At 72.6% G+C, this 25097-nt stretch carries 20 protein-coding genes; 11 read left to right on the forward strand and 9 right to left on the reverse strand.

Going from position 1 to position 25097, the window contains the following annotated elements; translation table 11 throughout:
• Nucleotides 1–76 precede the first annotated feature (76 nt).
• Nucleotides 77–1114: an App1 family protein gene (locus ACGFI2_RS27000; protein ID WP_393521971.1), complete on the forward strand. Its 1038-nt coding sequence runs from the start codon at nt 77–79 to the stop codon at nt 1112–1114.
• Nucleotides 1115–2039: 925 nt separating this feature from the next.
• Here the strand turns inward: ACGFI2_RS27000 and glgB are convergent.
• The 5 genes from glgB to glgA all read right to left on the reverse strand — a co-directional run bounded on the left by glgB (nt 2040) and on the right by glgA (nt 8789).
• Nucleotides 2040–4178, reverse strand: a complete 2139-nt coding sequence (gene glgB, locus ACGFI2_RS27005) for a 1,4-alpha-glucan branching protein GlgB (protein WP_393521973.1) — start codon at nt 4176–4178, stop codon at nt 2040–2042.
• Nucleotides 4166–6262 carry a maltotransferase domain-containing protein gene (locus tag ACGFI2_RS27010; RefSeq protein WP_393521975.1) on the reverse strand — a complete coding sequence of 699 codons (2097 nt, stop codon included), beginning with the start codon at nt 6260–6262 and terminating at the stop codon, nt 4166–4168. Before ACGFI2_RS27010 ends, glgB begins: the two co-directional genes overlap by 13 nt.
• 246 nt (nt 6263–6508) lie before the next feature.
• Nucleotides 6509–6811: a class I SAM-dependent methyltransferase gene (locus ACGFI2_RS27015; RefSeq protein ID WP_393521977.1), complete on the reverse strand. Its 303-nt coding sequence runs from the start codon at nt 6809–6811 to the stop codon at nt 6509–6511.
• Between the two features lie 138 nt (nt 6812–6949).
• Entirely contained in the window at nt 6950–7504 is a 555-nt protein-coding gene (locus ACGFI2_RS27020) for a Uma2 family endonuclease (protein ID WP_393521979.1), read from the reverse strand.
• A gap of 79 nt (nt 7505–7583) precedes the next feature.
• Nucleotides 7584–8789 carry a glycogen synthase gene (gene glgA, locus ACGFI2_RS27025; protein ID WP_393521981.1) on the reverse strand — a complete coding sequence of 402 codons (1206 nt, stop codon included), beginning with the start codon at nt 8787–8789 and terminating at the stop codon, nt 7584–7586.
• Between the two features lie 83 nt (nt 8790–8872).
• On the opposite strand from glgA, the gene glgC reads away from it, so the two are divergent.
• Both glgC and pgm read left to right on the forward strand, forming a co-directional pair.
• The gene (gene glgC, locus ACGFI2_RS27030) at nt 8873–10105 is read left to right on the forward strand and encodes a glucose-1-phosphate adenylyltransferase (protein ID WP_393521983.1); all 1233 of its coding nucleotides are present in this window, start codon (nt 8873–8875) and stop codon (nt 10103–10105) included.
• 33 nt (nt 10106–10138) lie between these two features.
• Nucleotides 10139–11779 carry a phosphoglucomutase (alpha-D-glucose-1,6-bisphosphate-dependent) gene (gene pgm / locus ACGFI2_RS27035; protein ID WP_393521985.1) on the forward strand — a complete coding sequence of 547 codons (1641 nt, stop codon included), beginning with the start codon at nt 10139–10141 and terminating at the stop codon, nt 11777–11779.
• Nucleotides 11780–11783: 4 nt separating this feature from the next.
• Here the strand turns inward: pgm and ACGFI2_RS27040 are convergent, their stop codons facing one another.
• Nucleotides 11784–12713: an NAD(+)/NADH kinase gene (locus tag ACGFI2_RS27040; RefSeq protein ID WP_393521987.1), complete on the reverse strand. Its 930-nt coding sequence runs from the start codon at nt 12711–12713 to the stop codon at nt 11784–11786.
• A 59-nt stretch (nt 12714–12772) separates the two neighbouring features.
• Here ACGFI2_RS27040 and ACGFI2_RS27045 point away from each other — a divergent pair, with 59 nt between their 5' ends.
• Complete coding sequence (locus ACGFI2_RS27045; RefSeq protein WP_393521989.1) at nt 12773–13636, forward strand: GNAT family N-acetyltransferase; 864 nt, start codon at nt 12773–12775, stop codon at nt 13634–13636.
• On the forward strand, nt 13633–14640 hold the full coding sequence (locus tag ACGFI2_RS27050; RefSeq protein ID WP_393521991.1) for a DegT/DnrJ/EryC1/StrS family aminotransferase: 1008 nt from the start codon (nt 13633–13635) through the stop codon (nt 14638–14640). The genes ACGFI2_RS27045 and ACGFI2_RS27050 overlap by 4 nt, the downstream gene beginning before the upstream one ends.
• Here ACGFI2_RS27050 and ACGFI2_RS27055 read toward each other — a convergent pair.
• Both ACGFI2_RS27055 and ACGFI2_RS27060 read right to left on the reverse strand, forming a co-directional pair.
• Entirely contained in the window at nt 14624–15253 is a 630-nt protein-coding gene (locus tag ACGFI2_RS27055; RefSeq protein WP_393521993.1) for a sugar transferase, read from the reverse strand. The genes ACGFI2_RS27050 and ACGFI2_RS27055 overlap by 17 nt on opposite strands.
• Complete coding sequence (locus ACGFI2_RS27060) at nt 15250–16503, reverse strand: glycosyltransferase family 4 protein (protein ID WP_393521995.1); 1254 nt, start codon at nt 16501–16503, stop codon at nt 15250–15252. The genes ACGFI2_RS27055 and ACGFI2_RS27060 overlap by 4 nt, the downstream gene beginning before the upstream one ends.
• A 151-nt stretch (nt 16504–16654) precedes the next feature.
• Between ACGFI2_RS27060 and ACGFI2_RS27065 the strand changes: the two genes are divergently transcribed.
• The 6 genes from ACGFI2_RS27065 to ACGFI2_RS27090 all read left to right on the forward strand — a co-directional run bounded on the left by ACGFI2_RS27065 (nt 16655) and on the right by ACGFI2_RS27090 (nt 23154).
• Nucleotides 16655–17656, forward strand: a complete 1002-nt coding sequence (locus ACGFI2_RS27065) for an NAD-dependent epimerase/dehydratase family protein (RefSeq protein WP_393521997.1) — start codon at nt 16655–16657, stop codon at nt 17654–17656.
• 28 nt (nt 17657–17684) lie between these two features.
• Nucleotides 17685–18587 carry an NAD-dependent epimerase/dehydratase family protein gene (locus tag ACGFI2_RS27070; RefSeq protein WP_393521999.1) on the forward strand — a complete coding sequence of 301 codons (903 nt, stop codon included), beginning with the start codon at nt 17685–17687 and terminating at the stop codon, nt 18585–18587.
• Nucleotides 18575–19303 carry a sugar phosphate nucleotidyltransferase gene (locus ACGFI2_RS27075; RefSeq protein ID WP_393522001.1) on the forward strand — a complete coding sequence of 243 codons (729 nt, stop codon included), beginning with the start codon at nt 18575–18577 and terminating at the stop codon, nt 19301–19303. The genes ACGFI2_RS27070 and ACGFI2_RS27075 overlap by 13 nt, the downstream gene beginning before the upstream one ends.
• Nucleotides 19304–19370: 67 nt before the next feature.
• A complete protein-coding gene (locus tag ACGFI2_RS27080; protein ID WP_393522003.1) occupies nt 19371–20717 on the forward strand; it encodes a nucleotide sugar dehydrogenase in 1347 nt (448 codons plus the stop codon).
• Nucleotides 20717–21727 carry an NAD-dependent epimerase/dehydratase family protein gene (locus ACGFI2_RS27085; protein ID WP_393522005.1) on the forward strand — a complete coding sequence of 337 codons (1011 nt, stop codon included), beginning with the start codon at nt 20717–20719 and terminating at the stop codon, nt 21725–21727. The genes ACGFI2_RS27080 and ACGFI2_RS27085 overlap by 1 nt, the downstream gene beginning before the upstream one ends.
• Nucleotides 21724–23154, forward strand: a complete 1431-nt coding sequence (locus tag ACGFI2_RS27090) for a lipopolysaccharide biosynthesis protein (protein ID WP_393522007.1) — start codon at nt 21724–21726, stop codon at nt 23152–23154. Before ACGFI2_RS27085 ends, ACGFI2_RS27090 begins: the two co-directional genes overlap by 4 nt.
• Here the strand turns inward: ACGFI2_RS27090 and asnB are convergent.
• Nucleotides 23144–25081: an asparagine synthase (glutamine-hydrolyzing) gene (gene asnB / locus ACGFI2_RS27095; RefSeq protein ID WP_393522009.1), complete on the reverse strand. Its 1938-nt coding sequence runs from the start codon at nt 25079–25081 to the stop codon at nt 23144–23146. The genes ACGFI2_RS27090 and asnB overlap by 11 nt on opposite strands.
• Nucleotides 25082–25097 lie beyond the last annotated feature (16 nt).

The following is a 25097-nucleotide window of genomic DNA, read 5'->3' on the forward strand; positions in this document are numbered from 1 at the left end:
GGTCACCGGGCTTCGGGGCGGATCGGTCCGGATCACTCGCGTGGCCGGGCCCCGCCGGTTGTGGCAGGGTTGCTACGTGCCACCCACACCACCGGACCAGCTGGCCGTGCCGCAACTGCACCGGGCCGCGCGCCTCGAGGACGCGCTGCACGGCCTGGTGGAGCGCCGGCTGCGGCGCACCGGGTGGCAGCCCAACATCATCGCGTACGCCGGGTACGGCGCCCCGGGCTGGGCGCGGGTGCTCTGCCGGGTGCTGCTGGGCCGCCCGGACACCCGCCGCGGGCGGCTGGAGAAGGTGCGCGGCTGGCGCAGCTTCGCCACCCTTCCGGCCAAGCACGCCCAGGTCACCATCGAGGTCAACGGCGTGCGCCAGGAGGTGACCGCCGACCGCAGCGGCTTCGTCGACACCGTCGTCAAGGGCGACTTCACCCCCGGCTGGGGCTGCGTACGCCTGCGCGTGGCCGACGCCGAGCCGGTGGAGGCGCTGGTCCGCATCCTCGACCCGACCGTGCGCTTCGGCGTCCTCTCCGACATCGACGACACGGTCATGGTGACCGCGCTGCCCCGGCCGATGCTCGCCGCGTGGAACACGTTCGTCCTCGACGAGCACGCCCGCAACGCCGTGCCCGGCATGGCGGTGCTCTACGAGCGCCTGGCCACCGCCCACCCGGGCGCGCCGGTCTTCTACCTCTCCACCGGCGCCTGGAACGTCGCACCGACGCTGACCCGGTTCCTGTCCCGGCACCTCTACCCGGCCGGGCCGCTGCTGCTCACCGACTGGGGGCCGACCGCCGACCGCTGGTTCCGCAGCGGCCGCGAGCACAAGCGGGCCACGCTGGCCCGGCTGGCCCGGGAGTTCCCCGAGGTGCGCTGGCTGCTCATCGGCGACGACGGGCAGCACGACCAGGAGATCTACCGGGAGTTCGCCGCCGCCCACCCGGACAACGTCGCAGGCGTGGCGATCCGGCGGCTGTCGCCGACCCAGTCGGTGCTGGCCGGCAGCCTGCCCGCCCCGGCCGGCCGCTCCTCGTCCGGCCCGGCCGGCCAGAAGTGGCTGAGCGCCCCCGACGGCGCCGGCCTCTGGAAGCTCCTACGAGAAGCCGACCTGGTCTGACGCCTTCCGGACGCCCTCGCTGATCATGAAGTCGGCGCCGCGCTACTCCCATGTGGCGGACAACCCTCCCGCATACCGGGAGCGGAGAGATCTTGGAAGGAAAGTGCCCCTCCAGGGGCCAATTCCCTCCAAGATCTCGGCCGCCCTTCCGGCCCAGGCTTGGGCGATCATGAAGTTGGCCGGCAAGAGAGCCGGGGCGTTTTGTCGCCGCTAACTTCATGATCGACGGGCCGGGCGAGCTCTCCCTCGGATCGCGGGGGTGGACTGACGGCCCGGCGTGCCGGGCGGGACCACGTCGTGTCTGACGCCTTCCAGGTAGGGGGTGCCGGGGAAACTGACCCCGGATCCGTCGCGTACGTCTACAACCAGGGCGCCCGCTCCGCGAAGACGTCCGGACCTCCGACAGCTCGATGTGCGCCTTCGTACTACGTTTCCTGACGGCGCGGTCAGCGGCGGGTGCAGACGTGCGAGCGATGGGCGAGAGGTGGAGGCGTTCTTCGTGACAGGGTGGGCACGCCGCCCGGACTCCGGAGATGATCAGATTCACGGCTAAACGGAGCCGACGATTGGTGCAGGGGTGAGTGTTAGCGTGGGCGTTTCGGCGGGGCCGACGTGGCAGCGGCAGGTGGTTGCGTGGTAGGACAGGGGGATTTCCTCGCCGCCGGGACGCGGGAGAATCCGCAACCGGAATTGGGTATCATTGTTGGTCTGGGGATCATACTGATCTCCGTGGTCGGGATATTCCGGCGACAAATAGTCATCGGTAAGTCATTGATCTTTCCGGTTGCAGGACTTGTTGTCGGATCTCTCCTGCTCCTCGTCTCACTCATCAGCCTCGCCCGACATTAGGATCGAGTCCTGGTGGCCCACTCGGTAGGGGAACGATGACAGCAGTTTGTGCGACCGGAGTCGCCAATCTCTGACGCTACTTCTCGTTTCCCGCCGGGGCGGGGGATCCTTGTCGGTCCTGGCGGAGCCAGAGGACGCCCAGCGGGGGGACTCGCAGGGACACTGACGCGGGCAGGCCGTGCCACGGGACGTTCTCCGCGTGCACCTCGCCGAGGTTGCCCACGCCGGAACCGCCGTAGTGGTGGGCGTCGGTGTTCAGCACCTCGGTCCACGTACCGCCGGCCGGCAGGCCGATCCGGTAGTCCGCCAGCGGCGTCGCGGAGAAGTTCGCCACGCACACAAGCGTCCGGCCGTCCGGGGCGATCCGGATGAACGAGATCGCGTTGTGGGCGACGTCGTCGCCGGCGATCCAGCGGAAGCCGGCCGGGTCGGTGTCCTGCGCCCAGAGCGCCGGGGTGGCCCGGTAGACGCGGTTCAGGTCGGCGACCAGGCGCTGCACGCCGGCCCGGGCCGGGTCGTGGGTGAGGTACCAGTCGAGGCCGCGTTCCTCGCTCCACTCCCGGTCGTCGGCCAGCTCGCAGCCCATGAAGAGCAACTGCTTGCCGGGGTGCGCCCACATGTACGCCAGCAGCGCCCGCACGGTCGCCAGCCGCTGCCAGGTGTCGCCGGGCATCTTGCCGGCGAGGGACCCCTTGCCGTGCACTACCTCGTCGTGGCTGATCGGCAGCACGTAGTTCTCGCTCCACGCGTACGCCAGCGAGAACGTGAGCTGGTGGTGGTGGTGCTGCCGGTAGATCGGGTCCTTCGAGGTGTAGAGCAGGGTGTCGTGCATCCAGCCCATGTTCCACTTGAACCCGAAGCCGAGCCCGCCGTCCGAGGTCGGCCTGGTGACGCCGGGCCACGCGGTGGACTCCTCGGCGATCATCAGCACGCCCGGGTGGTGCCGGTAGACGGTGGCGTTGACCTCCTGGAGCAGCGCGATGGCCTCCAGGTTCTCCCGGCCGCCGTGCACGTTCGGGGCCCACTGCCCCTCGGAGCGGGAGTAGTCGAGGTAGAGCATCGAGGCGACCGCGTCGACCCGCAGCCCGTCGACGTGGAACTCGTCGAGCCAGTAGAGCGCGTTCGCGACCAGGAAGTTGCGGACCTCGTTGCGGCCGAAGTCGAAGACGTACGTGCCCCAGTCGGGTTGCTCGCCGCGGCGCGGGTCGGGGTGCTCGTAGAGCGGGGTGCCGTCGAAGCGGGCCAGGGCCCACTCGTCCTTGGGGAAGTGCGCCGGCACCCAGTCGAGGATCACCCCGATGCCGGCGGCGTGCAGCCGGTCGACCAGGTGGCGGAAGTCGTCCGGGTCGCCGAACCGGGCGGTGGGCGCGTAGTAGCCGGTGACCTGGTAGCCCCACGAGCCGCCGAACGGGTGCTCCATCACCGGCAGCAACTCCACGTGGGTGAAGCCCATCTCGGTGACGTACACGGTCAACTGCTCGGCCAGCTCGCGGTAGCCGAGGCCGGGCCGCCACGAGCCGAGGTGCACCTCGTAGACGCTCATCGGCTCCTGGTGCGGCTGCCGCGCCGCCCGGCGCTCCAGCCAGCCCGCGTCGCCCCACTCGTACCGGGAATCGTGCACCACCGACGCGGTGGCCGGCGGCACCTCGGTGCGGGCGGCCATCGGGTCGGCCTTGTCCCGCCACCGCCCGTCGGCGCCGAGGACGCGGTACTTGTAGCGGCTGCCGGCCGGCACGCCGGGCACGAAGATCTCCCACACCCCGCTGGACCCGAGCGAGCGCATCGGCCAGCCGTCGTCCGGACCCCAGCCGGTGACGTCGCCGACCACCCGCACACCGCGCGCGTTGGGCGCCCACACGGTGAACGCCACGCCCTCGTCGAAGACCCGGGCGCCGAGCGCCGCCCAGAGCCGCTCGTGCCGCCCCTCGCCGATCAGGTGCAGGTCCAGTTCGCCGAGCGTGGGCGGGTAACGGTACGGGTCGTCGAGCGTCGCGCCGTCCACCTCCACCCGGTAGTCGCGCACCTCGCCCGGGAGCACCGCCTCGAAGACGCCGGCGTCGTGCACCCGCTTCATCGGGTGCCGGTCGCCGTCGACCAGCAGGGTCACCTCGCCCGCGCCCCGGCGCAGCGTCCGGATCGTGGTGCTCCCGTCGGCCGGGTGCGCGCCGAGCACGGCGTGCGGGTCGTACGCCTCGCCGGCGATCAACTGGTCCATCGTGCGTCGTCCCTCTCGGCGGATGCGGTCGGTGCGGTGCCGCCGGAGAGGTCGGCGGGTACGTCCTCGACGGTCAGGTCGGGCGCGGCCGGGTGCGCCGGCTCCTCGGCGGCCGGCGACGCCGGGCGACGCACGGTGAGCACGTGCGCCGGTTGCAGGTACGGGTCGAGGCGCACCGCGTTGCGCTGCCCCCAGTCGTACTCCGCGCCGGTCAGCTCGTCGCGCACGGTGAACCGCTCGTGCCAGTCGAGGCCGAGGGCCGGCATGTCCAGCGTGGTGTTGCCCCACTGCACCGTGCGGGAGTCGAACGAGCAGACCACGATCACCGTGTTGCCGGTCTCCGGGTCGTGCTTCGACCAGCACAGCAGCGCCGGGTTGTCGATGTCGTGGAAGCGCAGGTTGCGGAGCTGGTGCAGGGCCGGGTTGTCCTGGCGGACCCGGTTGAGCGTGGTGATGAACGGCGCCAGCGACCGCCCGCGCGCCAACGCGCCGTCCCAGTCCCGGGGGCGCAGCTCGTACTTCTCGTTGTCCAGGTATTCCTCGGCGCCGGGGCGGGCGACGTGCTCGAACAGCTCGAAGCCCGCGTACATGCCCCAGGAGGGGGAGAGCAGCGCGGCCAGCACCGCCCGGATCTTGAACATCGGCGGCCCGCCGTGCTGCAACGAGGAGTGCAGGATGTCGGGCGTGTTCGGCCAGAAGTTCGGGCGCATCCAGTCGGCCGAGGCGACCAGCTCCTCGCAGTACTCCCGCATCTCGGCCGCCGTCGTCCGCCAGGTGAAATAGGTGTACGACTGGGTGAAGCCGATCTTGCCGAGCCCGTGCATGATCGCCGGGCGGGTGAACGCCTCGGCCAGGAAGAGCACGTCCGGGTCGACGCGCTTGACCTCGGCGATGAGCCAGTGCCAGAAGTCGAACGGCTTGGTGTGCGGGTTGTCGACCCGGAAGATTTTCACGCCCTCGCCGACCCAGTGCCGCACCACCCGCAGCACCTCGGCCCGGATGCCCTCCGGGTCGTTGTCGAAGTTCACCGGGTAGATGTCCTGGTACTTCTTCGGCGGGTTCTCCGCGTACGCGATGCTGCCGTCGGCCCGGGTGGTGAACCACTCCGGGTGCTCGGTCACCCACGGGTGGTCCGGCGCGCACTGCAACGCCAGGTCCATCGCCACCTCCAGGCCCTGCTCGGCGGCGGCGGCGACGAAGTCGCGGAAGTCCTCCGGCGTACCCAGGTCGGGGTGGATGGCGTCGTGGCCGCCCTCGTCCGCGCCGATCGCCCACGGCGAGCCGACGTCGTCCGGCCCGGCGGTGAGCGCGTTGTTGCGGCCCTTGCGGTTGACCCGGCCGATCGGGTGGATCGGCGGCAGGTAGAGCACGTCGAAGCCCATCGCGGCGACGCCGGGCAGGCGGTCGAGCGCGGTGGTGAACGTGCCGGAGCGGGCCGGCGCGTCGGCGGTGGCCGCGATCGCGCCCTCGGAGCGGGGGAAGAACTCGTACCAGGCGGAGAAGAGCGCCCGCGGCCGGTCCACCCACAGGCTGCGCTCGTCGCCGGTGGTGACCAGCTCGCGCACCGGGTGCTCCCACAGCAGCGGGGCCAGCTCCAGCGCCGCGCTCACCCGGCGGGGCAGGTCCGCCCTGTCGTCGCGCAGCGCCTTCGCGGCGGCCCGCACGCGCTTCCGCTCGATTTTGGGCACCAGGTCGAGCGCGGCGGTCAGCACCCGCGCGCCCTCGGCCAGGTCGTTGCCCAGCTCGGCCGCGCCCTGACCGGCGGCCAGCTTCTTGGTCACCGCGTTCTGCCACGTCAGGTAGGGATCCTGGAACGCCTCGACGGTGAACCGCCACAAGCCGACCGCGTCCGGGGTGACGGTGGCGTGCCAACGGTCCTGGCCGGGCTCGCCGGGGCGCATCCGCGTGAACGGCCGGGCCGCGCCGTCCGGACCGAGCCAGACCACGTTGCAGCCGAGCGCGTCGTGGCCCTCGCGGTAGGCCCGGGCCGACACCGGTACGACCTCGCCGACCACCGCCTTGGCCGGGTAGCGACCGCAGGCGACGACGGGGGAGACGTCTTCGATCGGGAACCGTCCAGTCACCCGCTCAACCTACTGCGCGAGATCGTCTCGCGCTCGGCGCCAACCCCTGATGCACCGGATCGCGCCGCGTGGGGCAGGGCCATTGGCCAGTTTCGGCCAATGATCGACACCAGTTCGGTGAAGTAGTGGTATCCCCGTGACCCGGATATGACCACTTCGCCGAGCTGGCATCCGAGCTCGCATCCCGGCCTCCGCACCCGGACGGCGACGGCGTGCCCGGCCCGCCTCGCGCCGAGCGTCCGGCGCTCACCCGGCGGCAGTACGCCTACGGCGTGCCAAGGCGTCGCCGTGGATCCAGCGAACCTTGCCGGCTCCATCCTTGGCCCGCGCGACGTCGAGGGACGCCTCGGCCGGGTCGACGCCGACGACGGTGTGGCCGTGCCGGGCGAGCAGGACCGCCAGCGACCCGGTCCCGCAGCCCACGTCGAGCACCGTGCGCGCGCCCAGCTCACCGGCGATGGCGAGGTAGGCCGCAAAGTCGTCCCGGTCTCCGTCGAAGGTGTCGTAGACCGGCGCGAGGCGCGGATGGGCGAAGATCGCATCGGGCATCCGGCGACCCTACGCGGGAGGCGGCATCCCGGGCGACGTAGTCAAGTTGCCGGCTTCACCCGAGATCTTGGAAGATTCGGCCCCTCTGAGGGCCGTTCGCTTCCAAGATCTGCCGTGGCGGGGCAGCCGCCGACGGTGTCAGCCGAGGTCGTACTCGGCCGGGCTGGTGTTGAGGACCCAGGCGAGCGGCATGGTCGCCCGTACGTCGTAGCGCTCGCCGTCCAGGCGGTGCATGGTGACCGTCTGTGCCGGGTCCTGCTCCACGATCCAGTACTGCGGGATGCCGGCGGCGGCGTACTCGCTCCGCTTGGTCACCGTGTCGATGCCCTCGGAGCCGGGAGAGACGATCTCGACGACGAGAAGGACGTCGGCGGTCGGCAGCCAGACGCCGTCGGCCTGGGCCTTGCTCCAGACCACCAGATCCGGGATGCGCCCGCCGACCCCGCCACGCCGGCCGGGGATACGCAGCCCGACGGCCTGGGCGATGTGGTCCGCCGGCACGCCGCCCTGGGCGAGCCAGAGCATGAGCCGGGTCGCGATGATGGCGTGGGCGTAGCCCGGCGGCGGCATGATCGAGAGCACGCCCTCGGGGCTGATCTCGTATCGATGGTGCTCGTCCGCGGCCATCATGGCGGTCAGATCGTCGAGCGACACGGTCGGGGGCATCGACCTGCCAACCGCGTCTGCGCTCATGCCGGCACCGTACCGGCCCCGACGCGACCACCGGCGGGACGACACCTGTTAACAAGGGGCCCCGCCTCTACCGGAAGCGTTAAGCGGGGGCCGCTCCTTGCACGGAGTGGTAGACGGCGAGCGTCTGTTCGACGATCGCCGACCAGGAGAAGTGCTCCACCGCGCGTCGCCGGCCGGCCGCGCCGAACGCCGCGATCCGCGCCGGGTCGGCCAGCAGCTCGTTCATCCGGGCGGCCAGGTCGGCCACGAAGCGCTCCGGGTCCAGCGGCGTGCCGGAGCCGTCACCGGCCTGCTCGATCGGCACCAGCAGACCGGTCTCGCCGTCGGCGACCACCTCGGGGATGCCGCCGGTGGCGGTGGCCACCACCGCCGTCTCGCAGGCCATCGCCTCCAGGTTGACGATGCCCATCGGCTCGTAGACGGACGGGCAGACGAAGATCGTGGCGTGCGTGAGCACCTGGATCACCTCGTGCTTGGGCAGCATCGCCGCCACCCAGACCACGCCCGAGCGCTTGGCCCGCAGCTCGGCGGCCAACTCCTCCACCTCGGCGGCGAGGTCCGGGGTGTCCGGCGCGCCGGCGAGCAGCACCAGCTGGGTGTCGGCGGGCAGCTCCCGGGCCGCCCGCAGCAGGTAGGGCAGGCCCTTCTGGCGGGTGATCCGCCCGACGTAGACCACGCTGGGCCTCCCCGGGTCGATGCCGAGCCGGTCGAGCACGTCGGTGCCGGAGTCCGGGGCGTACTGGACGGTGTCGATGCCGTTGTAGACCACCCGGACCCGGTCCGGGTTCACCTGCGGGTACGCGGTGAGCACGTCGCGGCGCATGCCCGCGCTCACCGCGATGATCGCGTCGGCGGCCTCGAACGCGGTCCGCTCGCACCAGGAGGAGAGCGCGTACCCGCCGCCGAGCTGCTCGGCCTTCCACGGCCGCAGCGGCTCCAGGCTGTGCGCGCTCACCACGTGCGGCACCCCGTGCAGCAGCTTCGCGGTGTGCCCGGCCAGGTTCGCGTACCAGGTGTGGCTGTGCACCAGGTCGGTGCCGGCCGTGCCGGCGGCCATCTCCAGGTCGACGCCCATGACCCGCAGCGCGGCGTTCGCGCCGGCCAGCGCGGCCGGCTCGGCGTACGCCGTCACGCCGGGCTCGTCGCGCGGCGCGCCGAAGCAGTGCACCCGCACCTCGGCGAGCCGGCGCAGCTCCCGGGCCAGGTATTCCACGTGCACGCCGGCGCCGCCGTAGACCTCCGGCGGGTATTCACGGGTGAGCAGGTCGACGCGCAACGGTGCCATGCCCGCACCCTAGTGCAGAGCACCGGGTGCGCAACTGCGCCGTCCGAGTGGTGAAGTCGCTTCGGGGTGGATAGCGTCTGACCATGGCTGCCAAGGTGCTCGCGATCGTCCTGGCCGGCGGGGAGGGCAAGCGCCTCATGCCCCTGACCACCGACCGGGCGAAACCGGCCGTCCCCTTCGGCGGGATGTACCGCATGGTCGACTTCGTCCTCTCCAACCTGGCGAACGCCGGCTTTCTCAAGATCGTCGTGCTGACCCAGTACAAGTCCCACTCCCTGGACCGTCACATCACCAAGACCTGGCGGATGTCGACGCTGCTCGGCAACTACGTCACGCCGGTGCCGGCGCAGCAGCGCCGCGGCCCGTGGTGGTTCGCCGGCTCGGCCGACGCGATCTACCAGAGCTTCAACCTGATCAACGACGAGCAGCCCGACCACGTGATCGTCTTCGGCGCCGACCACATCTACCGGATGGACCCCCGGCAGATGGTGGAGGACCACATCGCCTCCGGCGCCGGGGTGACCGTGGCCGGCATCCGCCAGCCGCTGTCGACGGCCGACCAGTTCGGCGTGATCGAGGTCGGCGAGGACGGCAAGCGGATCCGGGCGTTCCGGGAGAAGCCCACCGACGCGGTGGGGCTGCCCGACTCGCCCGGCGAGATCTACGCCTCGATGGGCAACTACGTGTTCAGCACCCGGGCGCTCTGCGAGGCGGTCGAACGCGACGCGGCGGACAAGTCCAGCAAGCACGACATGGGCGGCAGCATCATCCCGATGCTTGTCGAGCGCGGCGAGGCCAACGTCTACGACTTCAAGGACAACGACGTGCCGGGCAGCACCGACCGGGACCGCGGCTACTGGCGCGACGTGGGGACGCTCGACTCGTTCTACGACGCGCACATGGATCTGATCAATGTGCACCCGGTGTTCAACCTCTACAACTTCGACTGGCCGATCTACACCGAGCAGCCGCCGTACCCGCCGGCCAAGTTCGTCCACCAGTGGGGCGAGCGGGTGGGGCGGGCGGTCGGCTCGATGGTCTCGCCCGGGGCGGTGATCTCCGGCTCGCTGGTGGAGAACTCGGTCGTATCGCCCAAGGTCAAGGTGCACTCCTGGGCGCACGTCGACGGCGCCGTGCTGATGGAGGGTGTCGAGATCGGCCGGCACGCTGTCGTCCGCCGGGCGATCCTGGACAAGAACGTCTACGTTCCGGAGGGCGCCGAGATCGGTGTCGACCTGGAGAAGGACCGTCAGCGCTACACCGTCTCCGACAACGGCATCGTCGTCATCGGCAAGGGTCAGCGCGTCGAGCCCTGACCGGCCCCACCCACCTTCGAGGAGGATCCCGCAGTGGCCCACCCCCGTGCCGGGCAGCCCGCCGAGCCCGCCGACCTGGTCGACGTGCCCCGGCTGGTCACCGCCTACTACGCCGAGCACCCGGACCCGAGCGACCCGGCGCAGCAGGTTTCCTTCGGCACCTCCGGGCACCGCGGGTCGAGCCTGCGCAACGCGTTCAACTCCGACCACATCCTCGCGGTGACCCAGGCGCTCTGCGACTACCGGCGGGAGCAGGGCCTGGACGGGCCGCTGTTCCTCGCCCGGGACACCCACGCGCTCTCCGCGCCGGCCGAGGCCGACGCGCTGGAGGTGCTCGCCGCCAACGACGTCACCGTGCTGCGCGACAGCCGCGACGGCTACACCCCCACCCCGGCGCTGTCGCACGCCATCCTCACCCACAACCGGGGCCGAACCTCCGGGTTCGCCGACGGCATCGTGATCACGCCGTCGCACAACCCGCCGTCCGACGGCGGGTTCAAGTACAACCCCACCAACGGCGGGCCCGCCGACACCGACGTCACGAAGTGGATCCAGGACCGCGCGAACGCCATCCTCGCCGCCGGGCTCAAGGAGGTGAAGCGCATCCCGTACGCGCGGGCGCGCGCCGCGGACACCACCGGGGAGTACGACTTCCTCGCCCACTACGTCGACGACCTGCCCGCCGCGCTGGACATCGACGCGATCCGGGACGCCGGGGTGCGCATCGGCGCCGACCCGATGGGCGGGGCGAGCGTGGCGTACTGGGGGGAGATCGCCGAACGGCACCGCCTCGACCTTACGGTGATCAACCCGGAGGTGGACCCCACCTGGCGGTTCATGACCCTCGACGGCGACGGCAAGATCCGGATGGACTGCTCCTCGCCGAACGCGATGGCCTCGCTGATCGCCGCCCGTGACACGTACCAGGTCTCCACCGGCAACGACGCCGACGCCGACCGGCACGGCATCGTCACGCCCGACGGCGGGCTGATGAACCCCAACCACTACCTGGCGGTGGCGATCGGCCACCTGTTCCGTACCCGGGACCGGTGGAGCCCGGCCGCCGCGGTGGGCAAGACGCTTGTCTCCTCCTCGATGATCGACCGGGTCGCGGCCGACCTGGGCCGGACGCTGCTGGAGGTGCCGGTCGGGTTCAAGTGGTTCGTGCCCGGCCTGCTGGACGGCTCGGTGGGCTTCGGCGGCGAGGAGAGCGCCGGCGCGTCCTTCCTGCGTCGCGACGGCAGCACCTGGACCACCGACAAGGACGGCATCCTGCTCTGCCTGCTCGCCGCCGAGATCATCGCCACCACCGGGCGGACGCCGGGCGAGCACTGGGCCGAGCTGGCCGACCGCTTTGGCGCGCCGGCCTACGCGCGGATCGACGCCCCGGCCGGACGGGAGGAGAAGGCGGTCCTGGCGAAGCTCTCGCCGGAGCAGGTGAGCGCGACCGAGTTGGCCGGCGAGCCGATCACCGCGGTCCTGACCGCCGCGCCGGGCAACGGCGCCGCGATCGGCGGGCTCAAGGTGACCACCGAGTCGGGCTGGTTCGCCGCCCGGCCGTCGGGCACCGAGGACGTCTACAAGATCTACGCCGAGTCGTTCCAGGGGCCGGAGCACCTGGCCCGCATCCAGGAGGAGGCCAAGTCGCTGGTGGACGGCGTGCTCGGCGCCTGACGCGTCAGCGTGGCGGGGGCAGGTCCCGGCGGTTGAGCTGCTCCCGCAGCCCGCCCGGCAGCAACTCGCGGAGCTGGTCGGGCAGCAGCGGCAGGTCCAACAGGCTGAGCTTGAGCTGGTTGCGTTCCTGGTGGCGGCGCGGGTCGAGGCGGACCACCTGGCCGGCGTCGCGGACGTAGCGGACGTGCACCGAGCCCTCGGTCGCCGCCTCCCGGATCAACAGCCCGTCCATCTCCACCGCCACCGGCGCCGAGTCGGGACGCAACTGAAGGTGCACGCTCTCGTGCGGGGAGAGCAGCACCGAGCGGGAGATCCCGGCCATCGGGGCCGACGGTGTCACCACCAGCGCCTCTGTCGCCGGCGAGACCAGCGGACCGCCGGCGGCGTAGCTGTACGCGGTCGAGCCGGTCGGCGTGCTCACCACGAGCGCGTCGCACCGGTAGTAGCCGTAGCGCTGGCCGTCCACCGCCAGGGTGGCGGTGACGAAGCCTGCGCCGGGCTGCCGGACCAGCGCGATGTCGTTGAACGCCACCACGTCGTCGCCGCACACGTCGCAGGCCAGGCAGGCGTGCGACTCGACGGTGAAGTCGTGCGCCACCAGCCGTTCCAGCGCCCGGGGCAGGTCCGGTGGCTGGACCTCGACCAGGAAACCCACCCGGCCCAGGTGCACCCCGAGCACCGGCTTCGGGTCCCGCACGGCCAGCCGCAGCGCACCGAGCATGGTGCCGTCCCCGCCGATGCTGATCAGCGCGTCGCTGGCGGCCGCCAACTCGTCGGCGGTCACCGCCTTCACGGAGGTCGGCACTCGCTGCCGGTCCTCTTCGCGCACGGCCAGGGTCTTGCCGTGCCGGGCCGCCCAGCTCGCGATCATCTCCACCACCTCGGAGACGTCCCGGGTCGGATGCAGCACCAGCCCGAACACATAGCCCGCCACGGTTACACCTCACCACACAAATCCGCTTTTGGCGCACTAGCGGACACTAAGGTGTGAACATGCCGATACCGCACCTTGCCGCGCGGCTCGACACCGGACCGACCGTGCCGTCCCGCCAGGGTGCCCCGGCGGCCGTCCGGGTCCGCCCGGCCGTGCCCGCGGACGCGGCCTGGCTGGCCGAGGTCAGCCGGGCGTCGTTCGCGCCGCGCCTGCGCGACTACCTGACCTCCGCCCAGCCCGGCATCGACCGGTTCTGGCAGGTCGTGATCACCCATCCGGCATCGTTCCCCGGCCGCTGCTTCCTCGTCGCCGAGGCCGCCGACGGCGACCGGCTGGGCTTCGCCGAGCTGACCCTGACGGAGCGCGACCGGGCCCATCTCTCGTACGTCTGCGTGGTGGAGGCGGCGCGGGGACGCGGCGTCGCCCGCCATCTGCTGCGGGCGTACCTCGACCGCAGTCCCGACGTGCGGACCGTGCAGCTCGACGTCTTCGCCGACAACGCCCCGGCCCGCGCGCTCTACGACCGGCTCGGGTTCGCCGTCGAGGCGACCAGCACGTGGTGGGTCGCGGATCTCGCGCTCGACGGGATCGCCCCGGGCGACGACGTGCGGCTCGACGGGCTGCACGCGGCCCGGGCCTGGCTCGACACGTACGGCTTCGCCGAGTTCACGGTCGCCGCCGATGCCGGCCGGGTGCGGCTCGGCCGGCCGAGCGCCCGGGTGCTGCGGTGCTTCGACCCGGCGACGCTGCGGCAGCCGGCCCTCCTCGCCGCCGTGCGCCAGGAGTTCCCCGAGGTCGACCGGGTGCTGGTCATGACGCCGGGCGACGACGCGCCACCGAGCGCCGTCGGCGAACTCCGTGCCGTCAACCGCTCGCTCAGGATGTCCACCGCCGAGATCCGAACCCGCCTGGAGCACGCATGACGCAGACGATCCCCAAGACCGCCACCGACCCGGCGGGCTTCCGCACCCCGAGCCTGTTCTACGGCGCCGCCCGCGAGGGCATGCGGGACCTGCTCGCGCAGCCGCAGGTGTGGCGCGGCGAGCGGCGCGACATCCTGCTGCCGGCGTTCATCGGCTGGTCGGCCAACGAGGGCAGCGGCGTCTTCGACCCGGTGACCGAACTCGGGCTCGACCCCGGCTTCTACGACCTGACCGAGGACCTCGCCGTCGACCTGCCCGCGCTGAAGGCCCGGCTCGACGAGCGCCGGTACGACGTGGTCGTGGTCATCCACTACTTTGGCCGTACCGAGCGGGCGATCGGACGGATCCGGGAGCTGACCGACCGGCACGGGGCGCTGCTGCTGGAGGACCTCGCGCACGCGTGGTTCACCCACGCGCTCGGCGGCCCGGCCGGCCGCACCGGCGAGGTGGCGCTCTACTCCCTGCACAAGATGCTGCCGATGCCCGACGCCCGCGGCGGGATGGTGACCTACCGCGATCCCGCCCGGATCACCGGGCAGCGGGAGACCGAGCCGGCGTTCTCCCGGCACCTGCTCGACCACGACGCCGTGGGGATCGCCCGGCGGCGGCAGGAGAACTTCCGCGCGCTCACCGCGTTGCTGCGGGCGTTGCCCGAACGGGGTCGCGCGTTCGAGCTGATGTGGCCCGAGCTGCACGACGACGACGCCCCGCAGACGCTGCCGGTGCGGATCCTGGGCGCCGGGCGGGAGAACCGTGACCACGTGTACGCCGCGATGAACCGCGACGGGTTCGGCATGGTCAGCCTCTATCACACGCTCATCGAGCACCTGCGCGACCGTCCGACGATGGCGGACCTCGCCCGGCACATCATCAACTTCCCGGTGCACCAGGACGTCACGCCGAAGGACTACCCGGCCCTGGTGGGGAGCTTCCGCAGGGCGTTGGGCTCGCTGCCCGAGCAGGCGCAGGCCGGCGGCTCCCTGCACCTCACCGCACCGAGGTGAGGCGCCGCTCCTCGTCGAGGTCGAGCATCCGGGACGACGGGTCGACCGCCACCCCGGAGGCGCGGACGACCTTGCCGACCGTCCGGGCGATGATCCGCAGGTCGAGCCAGAGCGACCAGGCGAGGACGTACCGCACGTCGAGTTCGAGCCGGTCGGTCCAGGCCAGGTCGTTGCGCCCGTTCACCTGTGCCAGGCCGGTGATGCCCGGCTGGACCGCGAAGCGCAGCCGCTCCCGCGGGGTGTACCAGGGGTCGTAGCGGAGCAGCAGCGGCCGTGGACCGACCAGGCTGAGGTCCCCCCGCAGCACGTTGATCATCTGGGGCAGCTCGTCGATGCTCAGCCGGCGCAGCGTCCGGCCGACGCCCCGGCAGCGGACGCCGTCGGGGAGCAACCGCCCCTCCGCGTCCCGGTCGTCGGACATCGTGCGGAGCTTGACCACCCGGATGGTCCGTTCGTGGCGGCCGGTGCGCTCCTGACGGAAGAAGACCGGGCGGCCGAACTGGACCAGCACGAGCAGCGCGGCGACCGCCACGACCGGCGCGGTCAGCACCAGGACCGCCACGGCCACAACCACGTCGACGATCCGCTTGACGCGCCGGTCCGCGCCGGTCACCGCGAGACCTCCTCGGGCGCCGGCGCCGGGGCGTACTCGGGTGGGGCGTAATCCCCCGGGGGAGCGCCGACCCCGGCCGCGTGCTCGATCACCTCGGCCATCCGGACCGCCGAGACCCGGTTGTCGAAGTGCCGGTGCGACCGCTCGCGGGCCCGGAGCCCGCGCTCGGCGAGCCGGCCGGACCGGAACTCCGCGTACGCGTCCTCCAGGGCCCGTGCCAGGGCGGCCGGGTCGTCCCGGCGGACCACCCACCCGCAGGTGTCGTCCACCGTCTCGGGCAGCCCGCCGGCGTCGCTGACGATGCTCGGCACGTCCAGCAGCGCCGCCTCCGGCGGCGCGCCGTGCCCCTCGCTCAGCGACGGGCTCACGCTCAGGTCGGCGGCCCGGTAGTGGGGCCGGACGTCGTCGGCGGTGTCGATCCACCGGACGGAGGGATCCTCGGCGACGTGGAAGCGGCGGATGAGGTCCTGCCGGTGGTCCTCGCCGGCCTGGTCCGAGCCGCCGCCGACCAGCATCAGCACCGCCTCGGGGTGCCGGGAGCGGAAGTCCTGCCAGGCGGCGAGCAGCACGTCGTGGCCCTTGAACGCGCGGTCGCGGTGGGCGGCGAGCTTCCGGGGCGGGTACACGTACGCCACCATGATCACCAGGAACTGGTCGGGCGTCAGCCCGAGGTCCGCCCGGGACTTCGCCCGGGCCTCGGCCCTGGTCGCCGCGGTGTCGTCGGGCAGGTCGGCGGTCGCCCAGGCGAGATCGAGCCCGCTGGTGACGGCCGGCCGGCGGGAGGCCGGCACGCCCAGGGCGCGGTAGAGGTGGGAGGTGTACCGGGTGCCGCAGATGATGGCGCGGTCGAGCCGCCAGAGGAGCCGTTCCACCGCCCGGACCACCGGCGACTCCAGGAAGGCGGGCCCGGCGACGAACTGCACCCGGACCAGCGGCAGGCCGACGGTGGCCAGGCGCGCGGCCAGCGTGGCCGCGTACAGGTGGTGGTAGAGCACCTGGACGCGGAGCCGGCGGACCAGGCGGCGCAGTCGCCACAACTCGTACAGCGTGGTGGGACCGGGCCGGAAGCGGAACGAGAAGGGCGACGCCACCGTGCGGATGCCGGCCTCGGCCAGCCGGGCGTTCAGGCGGCCGCCCGGCGGGCAGATCACCACCACCTCGTGGCCGCGGTCCCGCAGGGCACACGCCTGCGGGATGGTCCAGAGCCCGCCGTAGTTGGTCTTGACGATGACGGCGACGCGCAGTGCCACGTGGTTCGCCTCCGAACGGTCATGGGCGGACCGACCGCGGGGGTCGGTCCGTAGCTCTACCGAGGGGAACGAGGTTTGCGGCATTTAGTAACCAACGTCGGATTCTCTCGTTGGCCCTGCGGGAGAGCATCCGCTACCGGTAGGAGCGCACGTGAGAGTCGTCGTCACGGGGGGCGCCGGTTTCATCGGTTCCAACCTGGTCCAGGCCCTGTCGGAAACGGGCCGGGTCACCGAGATCGTCGCCGTGGACGACCTCTCCACCGGGTCGGTGGAGAACCTGCGCGGGCTGCCGGTGGAGCTGCTGGTCGGTTCCGTGCTCGACCCCGAGCTGCTCGACCGGGCCATGGTGGGCGCGGCGAGCGTGGTGCACCTCGGCGCCCTCGGATCCGTTCCCCGATCCGTCGACGACCCGCTGCGCAGCCACCACGCGAACGCCACCGGCACCCTTACCGTGCTGGAGGCCGCCCGCCGGCACGGTGTCGCGCAGTGCGTGCTCGCCTCCTCGTCCTCGGTGTACGGCGCCAACCCGGTGCTGCCGCGCCAGGAGGGTCTGCGACCGATGCCGGTCAGCCCGTACGCGGTGTCGAAGCTGGCCACCGAGGCGTACGCGATCGCCTACGCCCACTGCTACGGCACGACGGTCCTGCCGTTCCGCTTCTTCAACGTCTTCGGCCCACGGCAGGCGGCGAACCACGTGTACGCGGCGGTGGTGCCCCGGTTCGTCACCGCGGCGCTGACGAACCGGCCGTTGCAGGTGCACGGCGACGGGACCCAGTCCCGGGACTTCACCTACGTGGGCGACGTGACCTCGGTGATCGTGGACGCCGTGCTGCGGCGGGTGGCGTCCCCGGACGTGGTGAACCTCGCCTTCGGCGCGCGCATCTCGCTGCTCGACCTGATCGCCGAACTGGAGACCGTGCTGGACCGCTCGCTGGAGGTGGTGCACGTCCCACCCCGGGCGGGTGACGTCCGCGAGTCCCAGGCCGACCACACGCGACTCCGCGAGTTGTTCCCGGCCGCCTCGCCGGCCCCGTTCGCCGAGGCGCTGCGCGCCACCGTGGACTGGTTCCGGTCGGGACGGGTCGCGGCGACGGCCACCACCGGACCGGCGGTCACGGCACACGCCGGGGACGGCGCGGTATGGGCGTCCTGAGTCCGGTGGCCGACCGGGGGGACGCGCGGTGAGGACGGCGCTGGTCTTCGGCGCGAACGGGTTCGTCGGCCGCCACGTGCGCGCCGCGCTCGCCGCCGAGCACCACGTCGTCGCGCCGCGTCGCGCCGAGTGTGACCTGCTCGTCGCCACCGTGGACCGGATGACCGCGTTGGTCGGGGCCCACCGACCTGCCGTCGTGGTGAACTGCACCGGCCTGCTGACCGGCAGTGACCACGACATGATGGCGGCGCACGCGCTGGTGACCGCCAAGCTCGTCGAGGCGGTGGCGACCGCCGCGCCACGGGCCCGTCTGGTCCGGCTCGGTTCGGCGGGGGAGTACGGCGTCGTGCCCACCGGCGCCGCCGTGCCGGAGACCTGGCCGGCCGAACCGGTGAGCGGCTACGGGTTGGGCCACCTGACCGCCACCCGGCTGATGCGACTCGCCGTCACGGCGGGCCGCCTCGACGGCGTCGTGCTCCGGGTGTTCAACCCGATCGGTCCGGGCCTGTCGCCGCAGAACGTCCTGGGCCGGGCCGCCCGCCTGCTGCGCGCCGCGCTGGCGAAGGGCGCCCCGGAGATCGTCCTCGGGCCGCTGGACGCCTACCGGGACTTCGTCGACGTCCGGGACCTCGCGCTCGCCGTGGCCACGGTCGCGGCGGCGCCGGCGGCGCCGACCGTGCTCAACGTCGGCACCGGCCGGGCCGTCCAGGTGCGCGTCGCGGTCCGGGCGCTCGCCGCCACGGCCGGGTTCACCGGCGCGGTCGTCGAGGCGACGCCGGACGACGCCGGACGACGCTCGGCCGCCGTGCCGTGGATGTGCGCGGACATCGCCGAAGCCGGCCGGCTCGGATGGCGTCCCTCCTACGAACTGACCGACTCGATCAAGGCGATCTGGGCGGAGGCACGAGAGGAGGCGCCATGCATGTGGTGATCATGGCGGGTGGGCTCGGCACCCGGCTGCGGCCGTACACGACCGCGTTGCCGAAGCCGCTGGTGCCGATCGGCGACAGCTACGCGATCCTGGAGATCGTCCTGCACCAGCTCGCCGCCCGGGGCTTCACCCACGCCACCCTGGCGATCAACCACCTGGGGTCGCTCATCCGGGCATTCGTCGGCGACGGCGCACGGTTCGGGATCCGGGTCGACTACACCGAGGAACGGGTGCCGCTGTCCACCGTCGGGCCGCTGTTCGGGCTCCGGGACCGGCTGCCCGAGCACTTCCTGGTCATGAACGGCGACATCCTCACCGACCTGGACTACGCCGATCTGCTCCGGGCCCACATGGCCTCCGGCGCTCCGGTCACGGTGGCGACCTTCCGACGCACCGTGAAGATCGACTTCGGGGTGCTCTCGGCCGCCGACGGCCGGATCGTCGACTTCGCCGAGAAGCCGACCCTCGACTATCAGGTCAGCATGGGGGTCTACGGCCTGTCGGCCAAGACGATCGCGTCCTACCCGGTCGGTCAGCCGTTCGGCTTCGACCAGCTCATGCTCGACCTGATCAGGCAGGGCGACCATCCGGCCGACTACCCCTTCGAGGGGCACTGGCTCGACATCGGACGGCCCGAGGACTACGACGAGGCCAACCGGACCTTCCAGGACCTGCGGCCGCTCCTCCTGCCGCCGAGCGTCGTCGCCCCGGCGTGAGCCGCTCGCCCCACCCAGCGGTGCCGGGTGCGCCGCTGTCGTCCCGTTTCCGTCCAGAGGAGTAGACGTGTACCACAGGATCGGAGTCGTCGGCCTCGGCTACGTCGGCGTGACGCTCGCCGCCGCCCTCGCCGACACGGGATACGAAGTGCACGGCGTGGACACCCAGCCCGCCGTCCGCGAGTCGTTGCGGGCGGGCCGGCCGCACCTCTTCGAGCCCGGCATCGAGGAGGTGCTCCGCCGGGAAACCGGCCGGTCGCTGTTCGTCACCGACCGCCTGCCGGCCCACCTCGACGCGGTCGTGCTGTGCGTCTCCACCCCGGTCGACCCGGCCGACCACCGGGCCCGGCTGGAGAACCTGGCCCAGGCCGCGACGGCGGTGGCGGCGGACTGCCGGCCCGGGACGCTGGTCGTGGTGCGCAGCACCGTGCCGGTGGGCACCAGCCGCGACGTCGTGCTGCCCGCGCTCGCGGCCGCGTGGGGCGGCGACGTGCGGCTGGTGATGGCGCCGGAGCGGACGATCCAGGGGCAGGCGCTGCGCGAACTCGTCGAGCTGCCGCAGGTCGTCGGCGGGCTCGACGCGGCGAGCCTGGAGGCGGGGCTGGAGTTCTTCGCCGGGCTGGCCCGCCGGCTGGTGCCGGTGTCCAGTCTGGAGGCGGCGGAGCTGGTGAAGCTCGCCAACAACTGCCACACCGACCTGATCTACGCGTACGGCAACGAGGTGGCCCTGATCGCCGAGACACACGGGCTGGACCCGCTGGAGGTCATCCGGGCCACCAACCTGGACTATCCCCGCCCCGACCTGAGCCGTCCCGGCTACGTCGGCGGCGGCTGTCTCTCCAAGGACCCGTACCTCATGATCGCCAGCGCCCGCGAGCGCCCGCCGTTCCTGGTCGGCGCGGCGCGGCGGCTCAACGAGCAGCTGCCCGTGCACGTCGCCGAGCGAGTGGTGCGGCTCCTGCGGCAGGAGCGCGGGGACGACCTGCGCGGCACCCGGCTGGCGGTGCTCGGCTGGGCGTACAAGGGCTGGCCGCCCACCGACGACATGCGGGGCACGCCGATCACCGGCATGCTGCCGGTCTTCGCGGCGGCGGGCCTCGTGGTGCTCGGTCACGACCCGATGGTCACCGACGAGGTGATCCGGCAGCACGGGGGTGAGCCGGTCAGCACGGACAAGGCGTTCGCGGAGTCGGACGCGGTGCTGGTGCTCAACGACCACCCGGACTACCGGGCGCTGCCGGTCGCCACGCTGCTGCCCGGCACCGGCGTCCGGCTGGTCTTCGACTCCTGGCGGGTCCTGGACGAGGCGGCGGTGCGGGCGGCCGGGGTCGGCTACGCCGGAATCGGCTACCTACCGTCGAGCGGCGCGCCGCCGGCGCCCCGGGCGTCGGCCGCGCGGGAGGTGTCGGTCTGATGCGGGCACTGGTGCTCGGCGGGGCCGGATTCATCGGGTTGCACCTGGCCGAGCGGCTGGTCGCCGACGGCCACGACGTCGTGCTGGTGGACGACTTCTCGCGCGGGCGCGACGACGAGCGGATCGCCGCGCTACGGGGGACGGGCGCGGTGGACGTGCTCTCGGCGGACCTGACCGACCCGGCGGCGTGGCCGGGGTTGCCGCGCGACGTCGACCACGTCTACCTGCTCGCCGCCGTGGTCGGAGTGCGCAACGTGGAGGCCGATCCGGCCCGGGTGCTGCGGGTCAACACGCTCACCGCGGCGCACCTGGTGGACTGGCTCCACCCGGGCCTGCGGGTCTTCTTCAGTTCCACGAGCGAGGTGTACGCCGGCGGCGTCGACGCCGGGCTGGTGCCCGTGCCCACACCCGAGGACGTGCCGGTCATGATCGCCGACGTCGCGTCGCCCCGGCTGGCGTACGCGATCAGCAAGCTGACCGGCGAGGCGCTGCTGCTGCACGGGGCGCGGGCCCGGGGCTGCTCGACCGTGATCGGCCGGTTCCACAACGTCTACGGCCCCCGGATGGGCGCCGACCACGTGATCCCGGAGATGGCGCTGCGGGCGATGGCCGGCGAGGACCCGTTCCGGATCTGGGGGGCGGACCAGTTCCGCGCGTTCTGCCACGTCGACGACGCGGTGGAGGCGGTCGTCCGGCTGATGGCCACCCCGGCGGCCGACGGGCAGATCGTGCACGTCGGCAACGACACCGAGCAGACCAACATCGGCGACCTGGCGAAACTGGTGCTGCGCCTGACCGGCGTGGCCCCGGCCGTACGGCACCTGCCGGCGCCGTCCCGGTCGGTGCACCGGCGGTGCCCGGACCTCGGCGCGCTGCGGCGGCTGACCGGCTTCGAGCCGAACGTGCCGCTGGAGGAGGGGGTACGCCGCACGCTCGACTGGTACCGGACCTGGCGGGACGCCTCCGTCCCGCCCGCGACCAGCCGCGAAGACGTCGCCGGCGGACGATGACGGCGGCACCGCGCTCGCCGGCGGGACCGGCCGCCACGGCGCCGGCCGGCCTCGAACCGCCGCCCGGCGCCGGACCGGACACGACCCGCAGTCGGCGGCTCGCCGGGGGCATCGCCACCACCGCGTTGGCCCGGGCGGTGGCCCTGGCCGCGCCGATCCTGCTCATCCCGGTGTCGCTGGCCACGCTCGGACCCGCGCGGTACGGGCTGTGGATGTCCGTGCTGGCGCTGACCGGCATGGTCACCTTCGCCGATCTCGGGCTCGGCGCGGGGCTGATGACCAAGCTCGCGCCCTGCTATGCCAACGGCGACACGGCGCGGGCCCGTAGCTACATCTCCACCGCGTACGCGCTGCTCGGCGCCGTGGCGGCCGGCCTGTGCGTCCTGCTCTGGCTGGGCGCCGGGCTGGTGCCGTGGACGGCGGTGTTCAACGTCACCGGGGAGGTCGCGCCGGGGGAGACCAGGAGCATGGTCCTGATCTGCCTGACCGGGTTCCTGCTGAACATCCCGCTGGCCCTGATCGTCCGGGTGCAGTACGCCTACCAGCGGGTCGCGTCCTGCGCGCTCTGGCAGGGGGCGGGGTCCCTGGCGACCGTACCGCTGGTGCTGCTCGCGACGCACGCCCCGGATGCCCCGGTCGCGGTGGTCACCGCGACGGCGTTCGGTCCGCTGGCCACCAACCTCGCGGTCAGCGTCTGGATCTTCGGCTGGGGGATGCCCGAACTCCGGCCGAGGCTGGGCGCGGTCGACCGTCGTCTCAGCGTCACCCTGCTCCGGTTGAGCGGGCTGTTCTTCGTGGTGGTGGTGCTCTACGCGATGGCGACCAACGCGGACAACCTGATCATCGCGCACGCGCTGGGGCCGCAGAGCGTCACCGCGTACGCGTTGCCGGCGAAGCTGGTCTCCCTGGTCGGCATGCTGGTCTCCATGATCAGCATGCCGCTCTGGTCGGCGAACGGCGACGCCTTGGCGCGGGGCGACCTGGCCTGGGTGCGCCGCACGGTCCGGCGGATGGTGATCCTGTCACTTGTCGCCACCGCCGTCCCGACCGCCGTCCTCGCGCTGCTCGGCGACTGGTTGTTCGCGGTCTGGCTGCCGGTGCCGCTTGGCGACAGCCGGTGGTTGCTGGTCGGGCTCGGGCTCTACTTCGTGCTGGTCGGGACATTCTCGGTGGTGCTCATGGTGCAGAACGCCGCCGGCGTGGTGCGTCCCCACCTGATCGGCCAGATCATGTTCCTCGGGCTCTCGGTGCCGACGAAGTGGTACGTCGCCGGCCGGTACGGGCTCGCGGCCGTCCCGTTCGCCGGCTGCGCCGCCTACGCGCTGGCGGTCGGCCCCACCCTGCTCTACGGCTACCGGCGTGCGCTCGCCGGCCAGCGGCCGACGCCCGCCGACGTGCGCGGGCCGAGCCCGGCCGCTAGCCGGTGAGCCCGTGCTCGGCGGTGCCGACGACCTGGGCCGGGATCGCCGGCCCGTGGTCCGGTGAGCCGGACGGGTCCAGCCAGCGGCGGTGCCAGAGCTCGAACTGCACCAGCGCCCAGATCCGGTGGCTCTCGTCCTGACCCTGCTCGTGTCGCCGAAGCAGGGCGGTGACGGCCTCCGGCCGGAACAACCCGCGGGACCGCGCGGTGGTGTCGGTGAGCAGGCTCCACGACATGTCCCGCAGTTCCCCCCGCAGCCACCGGCCCAGCGGGACGGCGAAGCCCATCTTCGGCCGGTGCACCAGCTCCGCCGGCAGCCACGGCTCCACCGCCCGCTTGAGGAGGTACTTCGTGGTGCCCCGGCGAACCTTCAGCGACGTCGGCAGGTGCGCCGCCCACTCCATCAGGTGGTGGTCGAGGAAGGGGGAGCGTGCCTCCAGGGAGTTCGCCATGGTGGAGATGTCGACCTTGGGCAGCAGGTCGCCGGGCAGGTACGTGTTCACATCGGCGTCGATGAACCGCCCCAGCCGGTCCGCCGCCCGGGACGACTCGTACGCCTCGGCGAGCGGCGCCCAGCTGTCCCAGCCGGCGACCTGCTCGCGGAGGTCGTCGGTGTAGAGCGCGCGCTGCTGCTCGGGGGGATAGGCGGTCATCATCGCCCGGTAGCGGGCCAGCGGCTCCTGCCCCACCAGATGGAGGAGCCGGCCGAGGCCACGCACCCGGGAGCCCGGCGTGGTACGCCGGACCAGCGCGGCGCCGACCCGACCCAGTGCCGCCGGGCTCGCCCAACGCGGCACCCGGTCCAGGGCCTGGAGCAGCGCGTACCGCTGGTATCCGCCGAAGCACTCGTCGCCGCCGTCGCCGTTGAGCACCACCGTCACGTGCTGCCGGCTCATCCGGGCGACGTAGAAGCTGGGGATGGCGGAGGAGTCGGCGAACGGCTCGTCGAAGTGCCAGGACAGCGTCGGCAGCAGGTCCACGCAGGACGGATCCACCACCAGCTCGTGGTGGTCCGTCCCGTACCGCTGGGCGACCAGGCGCGCGTGCGCGCGTTCGTCGTAGCGCGACTCCTCGAAGCCGATGCTGAAGGTCTTCACCGGGCCGCTGGACTGCCGTGCCATGGCGGCGACCACGGCCGAGGAGTCCACGCCGCCGGAGAGGAAGGCGCCGAGCGGCCGCTCGCTGACCATGCGGACCCGGACCGCGTCCAGCAGCCGGTCCCGCAGCTCGGCGGCCGCCTCGTGCTCGTCGGCGACCGGCCGGGGGGTGCAGTCCAGCCGCCAGTACCGGCGTACCTCGACGGTGCCGTCGGTCCAGGTGAGCAGATGTCCGGGCGGGAGCTTGGAGACGCCCTGGTAGATCGACCACGGCGCGGGCACGTAGTGGTAGGTGAGGTAGTGGTGCAACGCCACCGGGTCGACCCGCCGGTGCAGCGACGGGTCCCGCAGCAGCGACTTTGCCTCGGACGCGAAGGAGAGGGCAGCGCCGTTCGACCACCAGTACAGCGGCTTCTTGCCGAGCCGGTCGCGGCCCAGCAGCAGCCGCCGGCGGCGGGCGTCCCAGACCGCGAACGCGAACATGCCGCGCAGCCGGTGCACCAGCTCGTCGCCGTGTTCCTCGTAGAGGTGCACCAGACACTCGGAGTCCCCCTCGCTGGCGAAGCGGTGCCCCTTGCCGATCAGCTCCGCCCGCAGCTCGGCGAAGTTGTACAGCTCGCCGTTGAAGACGGCCACCACGGTCCCGTCCTCGTTCCGGACCGGCTGCTGGCCGCCCGCGACGTCGATGATCGCCAACCGCCGCATGCCCATGGCGCACGTCTCGTCGGCGTGCAGCCCGGCGCCGTCCGGCCCCCGGTGCACGATCTCGTCGCACATCCGGCGGACCAGGTCGGCCGCCGGCCGCTCCGGTGACACCACACCCGCTATCCCGCACATGCCGGCACCGTCCTCC

Origin of the sequence: Micromonospora sp. NPDC049282, from assembly GCF_043197045.1 — a bacterium.
Classification (GTDB): Bacteria; Actinomycetota; Actinomycetes; order Mycobacteriales; family Micromonosporaceae; genus Micromonospora.

Excerpts from the sequence above, each read along its gene's own strand:
- glgB (WP_393521973.1), bottom strand. The coding sequence starts at position 4,178 with ATGGACCAGTTGATCGCCGGCGAGGCGTACGACCCGCACGCCGTGCTC.
- ACGFI2_RS27015 (WP_393521977.1), bottom strand. The coding sequence starts at position 6,811 with ATGCCCGATGCGATCTTCGCCCATCCGCGCCTCGCGCCGGTCTACGAC.
- ACGFI2_RS27020 (WP_393521979.1), bottom strand. The coding sequence starts at position 7,504 with ATGAGCGCAGACGCGGTTGGCAGGTCGATGCCCCCGACCGTGTCGCTC.
- glgA (WP_393521981.1), bottom strand. The coding sequence starts at position 8,789 with ATGGCACCGTTGCGCGTCGACCTGCTCACCCGTGAATACCCGCCGGAG.
- glgC (WP_393521983.1), top strand. The coding sequence starts at position 8,873 with ATGGCTGCCAAGGTGCTCGCGATCGTCCTGGCCGGCGGGGAGGGCAAG.
- ACGFI2_RS27045 (WP_393521989.1), top strand. The coding sequence starts at position 12,773 with ATGCCGATACCGCACCTTGCCGCGCGGCTCGACACCGGACCGACCGTG.
- ACGFI2_RS27050 (WP_393521991.1), top strand. The coding sequence starts at position 13,633 with ATGACGCAGACGATCCCCAAGACCGCCACCGACCCGGCGGGCTTCCGC.
- ACGFI2_RS27075 (WP_393522001.1), top strand. The coding sequence starts at position 18,575 with ATGCATGTGGTGATCATGGCGGGTGGGCTCGGCACCCGGCTGCGGCCG.
- ACGFI2_RS27085 (WP_393522005.1), top strand. The coding sequence starts at position 20,717 with ATGCGGGCACTGGTGCTCGGCGGGGCCGGATTCATCGGGTTGCACCTG.
- ACGFI2_RS27090 (WP_393522007.1), top strand. The coding sequence starts at position 21,724 with ATGACGGCGGCACCGCGCTCGCCGGCGGGACCGGCCGCCACGGCGCCG.
- asnB (WP_393522009.1), bottom strand. The coding sequence starts at position 25,081 with ATGTGCGGGATAGCGGGTGTGGTGTCACCGGAGCGGCCGGCGGCCGAC.